Source organism: Brachybacterium muris, assembly GCF_016907455.1.
Lineage (GTDB): Bacteria > Actinomycetota > Actinomycetes > Actinomycetales > Dermabacteraceae > Brachybacterium > Brachybacterium muris.
Genome location: NZ_JAFBCB010000001.1, coordinates 2,925,977 through 2,939,035, shown reverse-complemented (window position 1 = coordinate 2,939,035; position 13,059 = coordinate 2,925,977). Strand labels below are relative to the sequence as shown.

The 13,059-nt window shown below is 70.8% G+C and carries 14 protein-coding genes; 9 read left to right on the top strand and 5 right to left on the bottom strand.

The genetic code is table 11. The features are described from left to right. Nucleotides 1-2: 2 nt before the first annotated feature. Nucleotides 3-2,417, bottom strand: a complete 2,415-nt coding sequence (locus JOD52_RS13770; RefSeq protein ID WP_204410583.1) for a penicillin-binding protein — start codon at nt 2,415-2,417, stop codon at nt 3-5. Between the two features lie 217 nt (nt 2,418-2,634). Between JOD52_RS13770 and JOD52_RS13765 the strand changes: the two genes are divergently transcribed. From JOD52_RS13765 to JOD52_RS13750, 4 genes are read left to right on the top strand one after another with little or no spacing between them, the layout of a single operon-like run. Further along, nucleotides 2,635-2,958, top strand: a complete 324-nt coding sequence (locus JOD52_RS13765) for a WhiB family transcriptional regulator (RefSeq protein WP_017823268.1) — start codon at nt 2,635-2,637, stop codon at nt 2,956-2,958. 41 nt (nt 2,959-2,999) lie between these two features. Next, nucleotides 3,000-3,170, top strand: coding sequence for a Sp36 family protein (locus tag JOD52_RS13760; protein ID WP_017823269.1), 171 nt, complete (start codon nt 3,000-3,002; stop codon nt 3,168-3,170). 4 nt (nt 3,171-3,174) lie between these two features. Continuing rightward, nucleotides 3,175-3,684: a RidA family protein gene (locus tag JOD52_RS13755; protein WP_017823270.1), complete on the top strand. Its 510-nt coding sequence runs from the start codon at nt 3,175-3,177 to the stop codon at nt 3,682-3,684. A gap of 23 nt (nt 3,685-3,707) precedes the next feature. After that, a complete protein-coding gene (locus JOD52_RS13750; protein ID WP_204410581.1) occupies nt 3,708-4,529 on the top strand; it encodes an MBL fold metallo-hydrolase in 822 nt (273 codons plus the stop codon). Between the two features lie 116 nt (nt 4,530-4,645). Here JOD52_RS13750 and JOD52_RS13745 read toward each other — a convergent pair whose 3' ends face one another. Further along, nucleotides 4,646-5,323 (bottom strand): Crp/Fnr family transcriptional regulator, encoded by a 678-nt coding sequence (locus JOD52_RS13745; RefSeq protein ID WP_017823272.1) that lies wholly within the window; start codon nt 5,321-5,323, stop codon nt 4,646-4,648. A gap of 206 nt (nt 5,324-5,529) precedes the next feature. Between JOD52_RS13745 and JOD52_RS13740 the strand changes: the two genes are divergently transcribed. The 4 genes from JOD52_RS13740 (at nt 5,530) to JOD52_RS13725 (ending at nt 8,449) form a co-directional block, all read left to right on the top strand. Beyond that, nucleotides 5,530-6,234, top strand: a complete 705-nt coding sequence (locus JOD52_RS13740; RefSeq protein WP_204410579.1) for an endonuclease III domain-containing protein — start codon at nt 5,530-5,532, stop codon at nt 6,232-6,234. Then, complete coding sequence (locus JOD52_RS13735; protein WP_237738672.1) at nt 6,234-6,983, top strand: NUDIX hydrolase; 750 nt, start codon at nt 6,234-6,236, stop codon at nt 6,981-6,983. The genes JOD52_RS13740 and JOD52_RS13735 overlap by 1 nt, the downstream gene beginning before the upstream one ends. A gap of 168 nt (nt 6,984-7,151) precedes the next feature. Beyond that, on the top strand, nt 7,152-7,538 hold the full coding sequence (locus JOD52_RS13730) for a cold-shock protein (protein WP_017823275.1): 387 nt from the start codon (nt 7,152-7,154) through the stop codon (nt 7,536-7,538). Between the two features lie 2 nt (nt 7,539-7,540). Next, nucleotides 7,541-8,449 (top strand): DUF3027 domain-containing protein, encoded by a 909-nt coding sequence (locus JOD52_RS13725; RefSeq protein WP_204410578.1) that lies wholly within the window; start codon nt 7,541-7,543, stop codon nt 8,447-8,449. 44 nt (nt 8,450-8,493) lie between these two features. On the opposite strand, the gene JOD52_RS13720 is transcribed toward JOD52_RS13725, so the two are convergent. The 3 genes from JOD52_RS13720 to JOD52_RS13710 are packed head-to-tail and all read right to left on the bottom strand — an operon-like array spanning nt 8,494 to nt 11,469. After that, a complete protein-coding gene (locus tag JOD52_RS13720; protein ID WP_017823279.1) occupies nt 8,494-9,633 on the bottom strand; it encodes a DNA polymerase III subunit delta' in 1,140 nt (379 codons plus the stop codon). 34 nt (nt 9,634-9,667) lie between these two features. Further along, the gene (tmk, locus tag JOD52_RS13715) at nt 9,668-10,396 is read right to left on the bottom strand and encodes a dTMP kinase (protein ID WP_017823280.1); all 729 of its coding nucleotides are present in this window, start codon (nt 10,394-10,396) and stop codon (nt 9,668-9,670) included. Continuing rightward, the gene (locus JOD52_RS13710) at nt 10,393-11,469 is read right to left on the bottom strand and encodes a Gfo/Idh/MocA family protein (RefSeq protein WP_017823281.1); all 1,077 of its coding nucleotides are present in this window, start codon (nt 11,467-11,469) and stop codon (nt 10,393-10,395) included. The genes tmk and JOD52_RS13710 overlap by 4 nt, the downstream gene beginning before the upstream one ends. 225 nt (nt 11,470-11,694) lie before the next feature. On the opposite strand from JOD52_RS13710, the gene JOD52_RS13705 reads away from it, so the two are divergent. Further along, nucleotides 11,695-13,056: an ABC transporter substrate-binding protein gene (locus tag JOD52_RS13705; RefSeq protein WP_204410576.1), complete on the top strand. Its 1,362-nt coding sequence runs from the start codon at nt 11,695-11,697 to the stop codon at nt 13,054-13,056. Nucleotides 13,057-13,059: the final 3 nt, after the last annotated feature.

Sequence of the window (13,059 nt, the reverse complement as noted above, 5' to 3'; positions counted from 1 at the left end):
GCTCAGTCCTCCTCGCCTTCCGACTGGCGGATGGTCACCGTGCTGCCCTCGGGAAGGGCTGTGCCCGGTGCGGGGCTGGTGCCGATCACGCGCCACTGCTCCACCGAGTCCGAGGGCTCACGAACCACCTCCACGGTGTAGCCCGCGCTCTCCACGGCAGCCTGGGCCTGGGAGAGCACCATCCCGGCCACGTTCGGGACGGTGCCCGGCGTCACCTCGCCCACCTGGCCCGGGGCAGGGCGGGCAGGTTCGGCCGGGGCGGCCGGGAACGGCAGGCTGGGCAGGCCCTCGTGGACCACCGTCATGTACTCCTGCCAGGTGGGCAGGGACACGGTGTTGCCCCACACCTTGCCGCGGCGCAGGAAGGTGTCGTCCACATGGAAGCCGTGGGGACGCACGTTCTTCTCAGGGTGGCCGAACCACACCGCGGTGGACATATGACGGGTGAAGCCCACGTACCAGGTGTGGAACTGCTCCCCGGAGGTGCCGGTCTTGCCGCCCGCGGCGTGGCCGGGGATCGTCTTGCCCTTGCCGGTCGCGCGCGGGTCCTCGAGGTCCTGCTGGAGCACCCAGGCCATCGTGTCGGCGACCTCCTTCTCGACCGCCTGGTGGCACTGGGCGCCGGAGATCTCCATCGCCTCGCCGTTGCGGTCGACGACCTCGGTGATCGCCTGGGGCGAGCAGAAGGTGCCGCCCGAGGCGTAGGTCGCGTAGGCCGAGGCCATGTCCAGCGCCGAGATCCGCAGCTCGCCGAGGACCACCACGGAGGGTGCCAGCTCGGTGCCGTACAGGTCCTCGATCGGCATGTCCCAGGTGGCGGGGTCGTAGGGGTTGTAGGTCGCGGGGACCACGCCGATGTCGCGCGCCGTCTCCGCGATGCCGCACAGGTCGAGCTGGCGGGCCATGTTCGCGTACGAGGTGTTGATCGAGAACTTCGTCGAGTTCAGCACCGTCTCCATCGGCGCGATCGGCACGGAGACCGCGTTGTCCGGGTTGTAGCCCGGGTTCTCGCGCCAGGCGCCGCGCGGCAGGCACTCCGCCGGGAAGCTCGACATCGACTCGCGCGTGGTGCTCACCCGGTCGTCGATGCTCCGCCCGCTCTCGAGCCAGTTCTGCAGCACGAAGGGCTTGAAGGTCGAGCCGACGGGGAAGCCGCTGCCGCCGCCGAGGGCCTGCGGCACGTTGTAGTTGATCGCGGTCTCGCCGGGCTGGGAGTCCTCGTGCGGGTTGAAGGTGCGGTTCTCCGCCATCGTGAGGATCTTGCCGGTGCCCGGCTCGACGGTGACGATCGAGTGGCCGAAGCCGTGCTGGGAGTCGCCGGGGACCTTGCGCTGGAGGATGTCCACCGCTGCGGCCTGCGTGTTCGGGTCCAGCGTGGTCCTGATCGTGAGCCCGCCGCCGTAGAGCAGCTTGCGCCGCTCCTCGTAGGTGGGGGCGAAGTTCGGGTCGTTGAGCAGGGAGCGCGTGACGTAGTCGCAGAAGAACCCGCTCGTGCCCGCGTCGGCGCAGCCGGCCCGCACGTTCTGGATCTGCAGCATCTCCTCGACGGGCTGGGAGGTGTACTGCTCGTACTCCTCCTCGGTCACGAAGCCCTCGCGCTTCATGTCCGCGAGCACCTCGTTGCGGCGCTTCTCGCCCGCCTCGGGATGGGCGACCGGGTCGTACTGGTTCGGGCCGTTGGTGATGCCGGCCAGGAGCGCGGCCTCGCCGGGGTTGAGGTCCTTCGCGCTCTTGGAGAAGTAGTGGCGCGAGCCCGTCTCGACGCCGTACTGGGAGGGGCCGAACTGCGCCACGTTCAGGTAGGCGTTGAGGATCTCGTCCTTGCTCCACCGCTTCTCGAGCGAGATCGCCAGCTTCGCCTCGCGCAGCTTGCGGCCGTAGCTCTGCTCGGTCGCGGCGAGCTGATCCTCCTGGTCGCCGCGCTGCACGGCGTCCATGAGCAGCGCGTTCTTCACGTACTGCTGGGTGAGCGTCGAGCCGCCCTGCGTCGCGCCGCCCGCGGCGTTCGAGGCGAAGGCGCGGACCAGGCCCTTGGGGTCCACGCCGCCGTGCTCATAGAAGCGACGGTCCTCCACCGCGATCACCGCGTGCTGCATGTGGGGGGAGATCTCCTCCAGCGGCACCATGATGCGGTTCTCGGTGTAGAAGGTGGCCAGCAGGGAGCCGTCGGCCGCCTCGATCCGGCTGGCCTCGTTCAGCGGCTGGACCTCGAGTTCGGAGGGGTAGGACTCGAACAGGGCCACACCGTCCTCTGCGACGGCGGAACTGGCCGACACCACCGGCAGGAAGAACGCGGCCAGCAGCACGCCACCCAGTCCCGCCACGGCGATGATGCCCAGCAGGAGGTACAGGGTCTGTGCCAGCGCAGCGGGCAGCGAGCGCCCCTGACCGGGACGACTGGGCGAGGAAGTGGCCATGGAACAACACTACGGGCAGGTGCTGACATCAGCCATGAGGCAGGCCACGTCCTGACGAGATCTTCACGGGTGGCTCCCCGGCGGGCCGAGGTATCGCAGATGGGGCCTCATATACCACCGGGGAGCCGAACGCGTGCGGAGGATTGGCATGTGTCGGGTGAGATCCCTACCATGTGTACGGAACTCACGGGTCGACGAGGATTCGGAAGGGACAGAGATGACCATTCTGGCTGGAACCACCACGGGGATCGCGGCGGATGCCGAGGACCGCAGCTGGGCCGCTCGCGGCGCCTGCGTCTCCATGGATCCCGACGAATTCTTCGTCCAGGGCGCTGAGCAGCATGCCGTCAAGACCACCTGCGGCGGCTGCCCGGTGCGCACCCAGTGCCTGGTCGATGCGCTCGAGAACCGCATCGACTTCGGTGTGTGGGGCGGGATGACCGAGCGTGAGCGTCGGCGCCTCCTGCGCCGGCATCCCGACGTGGTGGACTGGTCTGCTGCCCTGGCCTTCGCCACCCGCGCACCCGCCCGCGGGCAGTGACGCCCTGAGTTCCGGCGCCGATGGCCGGTAGGCTTCGGCCCATGAGCACCTATACTCGCTGGGAGTACCTGACCGTCCCGCTGCTGATCCACGCGACCAAGCAGATCCTCGACAACTACGGCGAGGAGGGCTGGGAGCTGGTCCAGGTCGTACCCGGCCCCAACCCCGAGTCACTGGTCGCCTACCTCAAGCGCCCCCTCTCGGAGGGCTGAGCCGATGACCGTTCCCGCATCGCCCCCCTCCGCTGCCGCCGACGGCTCCCGCATCCGCCAGCGCCTGACCGAGCTGGGCCTCGAGCTGCCGTCCGTGGCCGCCCCCGTCGCCGCCTATGTCCCGGCGGTGCGCTCCGGTGACCACGTGCTCACCTCCGGCCAGCTCCCGTTCATCGACGGCAGCCTCCCGCGCACCGGCAAGGTCGGCGCGGAGGTCACCGCGGAGCAGGCCGCAGAGCTCGCCGCCACCAGCTGCCTCAACGCCCTCGCGGCGATCGAGGACCTGGTGGGCTCGCTCGACCAGATCGTCCGGGTGGTGAAGCTGACCGGTTTCGTCGCCTCCGATCCATCCTTCACCGGGCAGCCGGCCGTCATCAACGGCGCCAGCGAGCTGCTCGGCGAGGTGTTCGGCGAGCGCGGTGCCCACGCCCGCAGCGCGGTCGGCGTGGCCGTGCTCCCGATGGACGCCCCGGTGGAGCTGGAGCTCCAGGTCGAGATCCAGCGGACCGTCTGAGCGGCGAACGGTGAGGACGCGCCGTGAGCGGAGATGACACGGACCGGGACCAGGCAGCACCGCCCGTCGAGCTGCTGGTGCTGCGGGCCCCCAACCCGGGCCCGATGACGCTGACGGGCACCAACACCTGGGTGGTGCGCGACGGCGCCCAGGTATGGGTGGTCGATCCCGGCCCCAAGGACCCCGAGCACCTCGCGGACGTGCTCCTGGCCTGCGGGGCAGGTGCGCAGCCGATGGGGGTGCTGGTCACCCACCACCACCCCGACCACTCCGCCGGAGCCGCCACGCTGGCCCGGCAGCTCGCGGCCCGCAGCGGCAGTCCCGTGCCCCTGTGGGCTGCCGACCAGGGAGCGGTGGTGGGCTCCCGGCCCCTGCCGTCCACACTCGAGGGGGACCAGGGGACGGTGGGCCATGTGATCCACCTGCCCGGCCACACCGCGGACTCCGTGGGGCTGCTGCTGCAGGGCGGTCGCATGCTCACCGGTGACACCCTGCTGGGCGGCTCCTCCACCGTGATCGTCCCCGAGCACGGCGGCGACCTCGGTGAGTACCTGCAGTCGCTCGCCATCCTGCGTGCCATGACGGTCGACGGCAGGATCTCGTCCCTGCACCCCGGTCATGGCGACCCCTACGGCTCCCCGCTCGAGGCCCTGGAAGCCATCGACGCGGCGATCGAGCACCGGCTCCAGCGGATCGAGCAGGTGCGGCGCGCGCGCACCGCGGGGATCCTCACCATGGACCGGCTGCTGCGCGTCGTCTACGGGGCCGAGCTGCCCGCGGAGCTGGAGAAGGCCGCACGCTGGAACCTGCGCGCCACCCTGGACCATCTCGCCGCGAACGGCTGACCCCGCGAACGGCTGAGTCCCCCGCGAGGGCGGGGACACCCGCCATACGCCAGCAGCACCCTGCACATGACGACGGCGCGCCCCGAGGGGACGCGCCGTCGTCGATGAGGCCGAGGTCAGCGTGCGCGGCGGCGCAGGCGCTCCACGTCCTGCAGGAGCACCGCGCGAGCCTCCAGCCGGATCCAGCTGCGGGAGGCGAAGTCGGCCAGGGCCTTGTTGACGGTCTCGCGGGAGGCACCCACCAGCTGGGCCAGCTCCTCCTGGGTGAGCCCGTGGGCGACCATCACGCCGTCGTCCGTCTGCCGCCCGAAGCGCTGGGCCAGGTCCAGCAGGTTCTTGGCGACACGGCCGGGGACGTCGGCGAACACGAGGTCCGCGAGGGACTCGTTGGTCTTTCGCAGGCGGCGGGCCAGGGAGGCCAGCAGATGGCGGGCCACCTCCGGGCGCTGCGCGAGCACCCGGTACAGGTCCTGCTGCGACAGCGAGTACAGGGTGGACTCGGCGACAGCCGTGGCGGTGGCGTTGCGGGGGGCCGGGTCGAACAGCGACAGCTCACCCAGCGTCTCGCCCGGGCCCAGCACCGCCAGCAGGTTCTCGCGTCCGTCGCCGGAGGCGTGGCCCACCTTCACCTTGCCGGTGCCGATGATGAACAGGCGATCACCGGGATCGCCCTCGCGGAAGATGACGGCGCTGCGGTGGTAGTCCTCCTGCGACATCGAGGCGAGGACGGCCTGCTTGCCGTCCTCGTCGAGCGCGGCGAACAGCGGTGACGACCGTACGATGTTCTCGTCCACGGAACCTCCTGAAGGTGGGGCCCCGGACCTCGGGGCCGATCTGGTCTTCTCATCATGACCACGCCATCGCGCACGGTGGCAGTGATCACACGATGCCGACAGGCTACCGCGCCGATGGGCCAGGATCATGACCACCCGCCGAAACCGCCGCGACGAACCGGCCCTCGGCCCAGGAGGACGACCTGTCATCAAGGAGCACCGACCCCATGACCACGCCGGGAACGACCGCCACCCACGGTGACCGGGGCCCGGCCGACGTCATCGAGGTGGACGACCGGCTGGGGAGGACCTACCCCGGCGCCCGCACCGAACTCGACCACCGCGACGCCTTCGAACTGCTGGTGGCAACGGTCCTGAGTGCGCAGACCACCGACGTGCGAGTCAACTCCCTCACCCCCGAGCTGTTCTCCCGCTGGCCCGATGCGGCAGCGCTCGCCGGCGCCGATGAGGAGCAGGTGACTGCGCTGCTGCGGCCGTTGGGGATGGGAGGGACTCGAGCGGCGCGCATCATAGGACTGGCCCAGGGCCTGCTGCGCGACCACAGCGGGCAGGTGCCCGATGATCAGCAGGCGCTCGAGGCGCTGCCCGGGGTTGGCCGCAAGACGGCGTACGTGGTGCGCGGGACCTGGTTCGGTCACTCGCTGCTGGCGGTGGACACCCACGTGGCCCGCCTCTCGCGGCGACTGGGGTGGACGGGCTCGAAGGACCCCGTGAAGGTCGAGACCGATGTGGTGGCCCTGGTCGAGCAGGCCGCGACAGGTTCGCACGGCAAGGGCGGCAGCGAGGAGATCGACCTGACCGCCCTACACCTGCGGCTCATCCTGCACGGACGACGCGTGTGCCTGGCCAGGGCCCCTCAGTGCGGGACATGCGTGCTCGCCGACATCTGCCCCAGTGCCGAGGTGGCCTGATGGGCGGCGACGAAGCGATGGCGGAGGACGGACCGAGGGCTGAGGGCAGAGGGGTTCGGCCGGGCACTGCTGCAGGCCCCGCCCACCCCGGGTTCCTCGCCCACCTCGCGGACCGTGCTGGGCGCGGGGGAGAGGTGCTGCTGGACCGCACCCGTGACGCCCAGGAGCGGATCGACGGCACTCGCCCCACCCGCCGCAGTGCCGTGCTGCTGCTGGTGGCGGGCAACGACCTGGACGATGCCCATCTGGCGCTCGAGGAGCGCGGCCACGCCCTGCGGTCCCAGCCCGGTCAGTTCGCGCTGCCCGGCGGCGGCGTGGACCCGGGGGACCCCGACGTGGTGCATACCGCCCTGCGGGAGGCGCAGGAGGAGACCGGGCTGGATCCGCAGGCCGTGACGGTGCTGGGGTCCTTCGCCGGCATCCCCATGCCCTGGCGCTCCCAGCACGTCACCCCGGTGCTGGCCTGGGCCCCGACCCGGCCCCCGCTGCGGGCACAGGACCCGGTGGAGGTGGAGCGGGTGGTGTGGGCCGCCCTCACCGGCGACAGCTCACTCACCGACCCTGCGCGACAGTTCCGCGGCGTGCTCGACGGCAGGCCTGTCGGCCCCGTGTACGACCTGCCCGACGGGGCGTTCGTGTGGGGGTTCACCGCCATGATCATCGAGCAGGCGCTCAGTGGATTGGGACTGGACCCCGTGCCGTGGGATGCCCCGGTGCGGGAGATACCACCGGAGCGTCGACGGGCCTGACCTCACACCCCGCTCCGGGGAGGTGGACTGTAGACTTGAGCGTCGCCGGGACCCCCGGCGCCCGGCGAGCATGCCCGCACCGCGCCCGATGAGGCGCCCCGGTGCACGAAGGGCCCGCCGGGACCCCAGGACCAGCAGTTCCATGACAGCAGACAAGGCGGGATCCACGTGCCACGTGGCAAGGTCAAGTTCTACGATGCCGAGAAGGGCTTCGGCTTCATCCTCGATGACGAGGACGGTCAGAGCGTGTACGTCCATGCCTCGAACCTGCCCGATGGGGTGGCCACCCTGCGCCCCGGTGCCCGGGTGGAGTTCGACATGGTGGACGGCCGTCGCGGCCCCCAGGTGCTGTCCCTGCAGCTGATGGAGCCGGCACCCTCGGTGAGCCGCGCGCGTCGCCCCAAGCCGGACGACATGGCGGTGATGGTCGAGGACCTCATCCGCCTGCTGGACGACGCCTCCAACGGCCTGCGCAAGGGCCGCTACCCCGATCGCGGGCACGCTCAGAAGATTTCCACCGTGCTGCGCGCCGTCGCCGACAGTTTCGAGGCCTGAGCATGACACCAGCCACCACCGCCCCCCGCCGCACCGCCCGCCCCAAGCTCGACGCGATCGCGGCCGAGGCCGTCGACCTCGCACGCACCGCGCTCGAGGACGTCACCGAGCCCGGCCAGGTCGGCGAGCACCTGCGGGTCGAGGCCAGCGGCGACCGCGTGGTCACCCACGTGTTCGACTGCCTGATGCCCGGCTACCGCGGCTGGTCGTGGGTGGCGATCCTGGTGCGCGCCCCCCGCGCGAAGAGCGCCACCGTGGCCGAGACCGCCCTGCTGCCCGGCGAGGACGCCCTGCTGGCCCCCGACTGGGAGCCCTGGTCCGAGCGACTGAAGCCGGAGGACGTCGGCGCCGACGACCTCATGCCGTACAAGGAGTACGACGAGCGCCTCGAGCACGGCTACGAGAACACCGGCGACGAGGACGCTGATCGCGTGGCGAACTGGGAGCTGGGCCTGGGCCGCGTCCGGGTGCTGTCCCCGGTGGGCCGTGCGGAGGCTGCCGAGCGCTGGGCCGAGAGCGATTTCGGTCCCCGTCCCACCTCGGAGCGCAAGCGCCGCGGCACCATCTCTGCGAACTGCGCCAGCTGCGGCTTCCTATCCCTGCTCAGCGGTTCCCTGCGGCACGAGTTCGGGGTGTGCACGAACGAGTGGTCCCCGGCCGACGGCCGCGTGGTGCACCTGGGTTACGGCTGCGGTGCCCATTCCGAGACCGGCAAGGACGACGCGGACCCGGAGATCCCCCGCGCCACCGGCGTTATCGTGGACGAGCTGGACCTGGAGTACCAGAAGCCCGCTCCGGAGCAGCCTGGCCAGTCCGAGGCCGGGGCCGAGACCGAGGGCCCCGCCCATGGCACGCCGACTGAGGGCGAGCCTGTTCAAGGCGATACCGAGGTCCAGAGCCCGCAGGCCTGACGGCACCAGCTCGCCGGCCGGGCGGTCTCGGCGCTGAGGAGGCCTCAGCGCTGAGCGACGGCGATCCGTGCCAGCAGTGCCTCGATCGCCAGCAGCGGTGGCACGTTCCCTGCGATCCGGGCCCGTGCCTCCTGCACCGCCTCCAGCAGACCGAGCGTGATCCGACCCTCCCCGGTGCCGGCCGCGCGCCGGATCTCCGCCTCAACGCCCGGGTTCACCAGCTCCCCACCGGAACCGATCTGCACGGTGAGCACGTCACGCAGCACCGAGTGGGCGTCCAGCAGATAGCGGTCCAGCACGTCCCGTACCAGGCGGGTCTGCCGCCGTTTCGCATCATCCTCGAGCTGCTTCACCTGGGAGCGCAGGGACGGCGGCACCTTGCCGTCGTCGATCCCCGCCGAGCGCAGGAACGCCGCCTTCTCCTCCTCGGCCACGGCATCGGAGTGCGCCTTCGCCTCGGAGGTGGCGCGCTCCACCAACGCCTGGGCGGCCATCACGGCTTCTCCCGCTCCCCGCAGGCCCAGCAGGGTGCGCGCGGACTCCTCGCGGGCATCGAGCGCACCGGCCTGGGTGGCATAGCGCAGGGCCAGCCCGATGTGCCCCTGCGCCGCACGAGCGGAGCGCTCGGCCAACTGCGGATCCACACCGTCGCGGCGCACCAGGAGCTCCGCCACCACCTGCGAGGAGGGGACGGACAGGCTCACCAGGCGGCACCGGGACTTGATGGTGGGAGCGAGGTCCTCCGCCGAGGGGGCGCACAGCATCCAGACGGTGGACGGCGGCGGCTCCTCGATCGACTTCAGCAGCACGTTGAAGGTGCCCGCGCTCATCCGGTCGGCATCCTCCACCACCAGCACCCGGTGGCGGCCGGTTGCCGGGGCGCGCTGCGCGGTGAGCACCAGGGCGCGCACATCGTCCTTGGAGATCGACAGCTTGTCGGTGGCCACGACCGTGACATCGGGGTGGGTGTTCGCCAGCACCATGCGACAGCTCCGGCACGCCCCGCACCCGGTGCCGTGCTCGCACTGCAGGGTGGCAGCGAAGGCGCGGGCAGCCGTGGACCGACCGGAACCGGGCGGTCCGGTGATGAGCCAGGCCTGCGCCAGTGAACCCTCCGGGGAGGCGGCTCGACGGAACTGTGCGACCGCTTGCTCCTGGCCCACCACGTCGTCCCACACGCTCATGCCACCACCGCCGTGACCTGCTCGGTCGTGCCCCTCACTGCTCGTCCCGGTGGGAGACCGCGGCAGGGGGCTCGAAGGTGGGGTCGTAGCGGTCCAGCACCTCGGCCACGGCCTCCAGCACCTGCGCGTGCACCTCATCGCGGGACTGGGTCCCGTCGATCACCTGGAACCGCTCGGGCTCGGCCCGGGCCATGTCCAGGAACATGGCGCGCACTGCGGCATGGAACTCACGGCCGGCCTGCTCCAGGCGGTCCAGCTCCTGGGCGTCCCGTCGCTCGTCCAGCACCTCCGGCGGCAGGTCCAGCAGGATGGTGCGGTCCGGCAGCAGGCCCCCGGTGGCCCACAGCGACAGCGCCCCGATCTGGTCCGCCTCCAGGGCGCGACCGGCTCCCTGGTAGGCGATCGAGGAGTCGAGGTAGCGGTCACCCAGCACCAAGCCCCCACGGGCCAGGTGCGGGCGAACCACCGTGGCGATGTGGTGGGCGCGATCGGCCGCGTACAGCAGGGCCTCGGCCCGCTCGTCCACGTGCTCCCCGTGCAGCAGCAGGGAACGGATCTGCTCACCCAGGGGCGTGCCGCCCGGCTCGCGGGTGGTGAGCACCAGGTCCTCGGAGACCTGACGCTCGTGGATCAGGTGCTCGCGCAGCATCGCCATCTGGGTGGACTTGCCGGCGCCGTCACCACCCTCGAAGGAGACGAACACGCCGCGTCGCGGCGGGCGCGGGGCGGGGATCCGCAAGGTGGTGGAGTCCAGGACGCTCATGCCTGCTCCTCCTGGGGGTAGGTGACGCCCAGGGCGGCGCGGGCCGCATCCATCGTGCGCATCACGCTGATCGTGTCCTCCCAGTTCATGACAGGGGACTCCAGATCCCCGGCGGTGATGCAACGGGCGGCCTCAGCGATCTCGTAGGCCATGCCGTCCCCGGAGGGGCCGGGGTGCTCGAAGCGCGCGGACCGGCCGTCGCGCAGGGTCACGGTGAGGGTGCCCGGGGCGTAGAACGGGCCGGAGAGGCGGGCCGTGCCGTCGGTCCCGACGACCACGGCCTCATTGGGCATCCGGGCCTGCAGGGTGGTGGCCACACGGGCGCGACCGCCCCGTGCGCCGCGGGCCAGCAGGCCCACGTAGGCGTCCACACCGGTGAAGGCGAGGTCGCCCTGGATCGCCGGGTCCGTCAGGTCCCCCACCACCATCTGGGCGAAGGAGAGCGGGTACACGCCCAGGTCCAGCAGGGCACCGCCACCAAGCTCAGGTGCGTACAGGCGGTGCTCGGCGTCCTCCTCGAAGAACTGGCCGTGCTCGGCGGCGACCTCGATGATCCCGCCCAGCACCCCGGAGTCGAGCACCTGCCGCAGAACGTCGTACTGCGGCAGGAAGCGCGCCCACATCGCCTCCATCACGAACAGCTGCCGCTGGGCGGCCAGCTGGAACAGGTCCTCCGCCTGGGGTGCGTTCAGCGTGAAGGCCTTCTCCACCACCACGGGCAGATCCGCCTCCAGCACCGCACGGGCGTACTGGTGGTGCTGGGCGTGGGGGGAGGCCACGTACACGGCATCGACGCCGCCCGCCTCCAGCATCGCCTCGACCGATCCGAAGGCACCGCCGGCTCCGTGCTTCGCAGCGAACTCCTCGGCCCGCTCCTGGGAGCGGGAGGAGACCGCTACGATGCGGGACTGGGTGGCCCGGTGCGCAGTGGCCGTGAACTGATCGGCGATATGACCGGGGGAGATCACCCCCCAGCGCAGGCCGGGGGCGGTGGACGGATCGGGGGCGAGCGGTTCCGGCAGGCGCAGTGCGCTCGCGAACCCGTGATCGTCGTGATCGGGGGTGGAAGTCATGCCCCCAATCTACCGACCGGCCCTGACGGACGGCCGGGCCCTCCCTTGTAGAGCCCGATTACGTCCAGTTTTCGCGCTGGAGACTACCGATACCCGGTGTGACCGCCCCGGTTAACGAACTGGTAACGCCGGGACCATCACCTTGCTCTGCTGTGAAGTAGCCCACTACAGTCCGCAATGGGCGACGAAGCCGTCGTCCATCGACGACAGCTCAGGGAGTACACCATGACCGCCACACACCGCCCCGGTGAGAACAACGACCGCAGTCACCAGGCAACCCGCCGCACGGTTCTCGGTGCGGGAGCAGTCGGCACTGCCGCCCTGTCCCTCGCAGCCTGCGGTGGATCCGGCGGAGGAGATGGCGGCTCCGACGGTGGAAGCGGTGGGGGTAGTGGCCCCACGGTCGACTTCGAGCAGCGCGGCCCCATCACCCTGGCCCGCGGCAAGGACACCACCGGTCAGCTCAAGGAGTTCCTGGACCGCTGGAACAGCGAGCACCCCGACGAGACGGTCACCATGATCGAACTCCCTGAATCCGCTGACGAGCAGCGTGCCCAGTTCATCAACAACGCCCAGGCGCAGTCCGACGCCTACACCGTGGTGAGCCTGGACATCATCTGGACCGCGGAGTTCGCTGCCAACCAGTGGGTGGTGGAGCTCCCCAAGGACAAGTTCCCGCTGGACGAGCTGCTGCCCGGAGCGGTCGCCACCGGCACCTACTTCGACAAGCTGTACGCCGTCCCATTCACCACCAACGCTCAGCTGCTGTTCTACCGCAAGGACCTCCTGGACGCCGCCGGCCACACCGAGCCCCCGAAGACCTTCGAGGAGATGTGGCAGATCATCGATGACGTCAAGGCCGACAATCCCGACATGCTCGGCTACGGCGCCCAGTTCGCCAAGTACGAGGGCCTCACCTGCCAGACGGCGGCCACCATCCAGTCCGCCGGCGGCAGCCTGTTCGATGACAAGGGCAACCCGCAGGCCGACTCGCCCGAGGCGATCTCGGCGATCCAGGCCATCCGTGACGGCTTCGACAGTGGTCACATCCCGGAGGAGGCCCTCACCTACATGGAGGAGCCGACCCGTCAGGCGTTCCAGGACGGCCGCCTGATCTTCCAGACCAACTGGCCCTACGTGTGGGAGCTGGCCCAGGCGGAGGACGGCTCCTCCGAGGTCAACGGCAAGATCGGCGTCGGCCTGGTGCCCGGCGTGAAGGAGGCGGGGGCATCGACCCTGGGTGGAGCCAACTACGCCATCAGCGCCTTCGCCAAGAACGCCGGTACCGCGGTGGACTTCATCGCCTTCATGACCGAGTTCGAGCAGCAGCGCGCCTGGATGCTCAACACCACCACACCCACCGCCATGGCCTCGGTGTACGAGGACCCCGAGGTGATCGAGGCGTTCGACTTCATCGAGGAGCTGAAGTCATCGATCGAGACCGGCGTCGTGCGCCCCCAGGTGGTCAAGTACGGGGACGTCACCCAGGCCATCCAGGAAGCCGCCTACGGCGCCATCTCCGGCGACAGCGAGGTGCAGGCGGCGATGGAGGGTCTCCAGCAACAGCTCACCGAGCTCGGGGGCTGATCC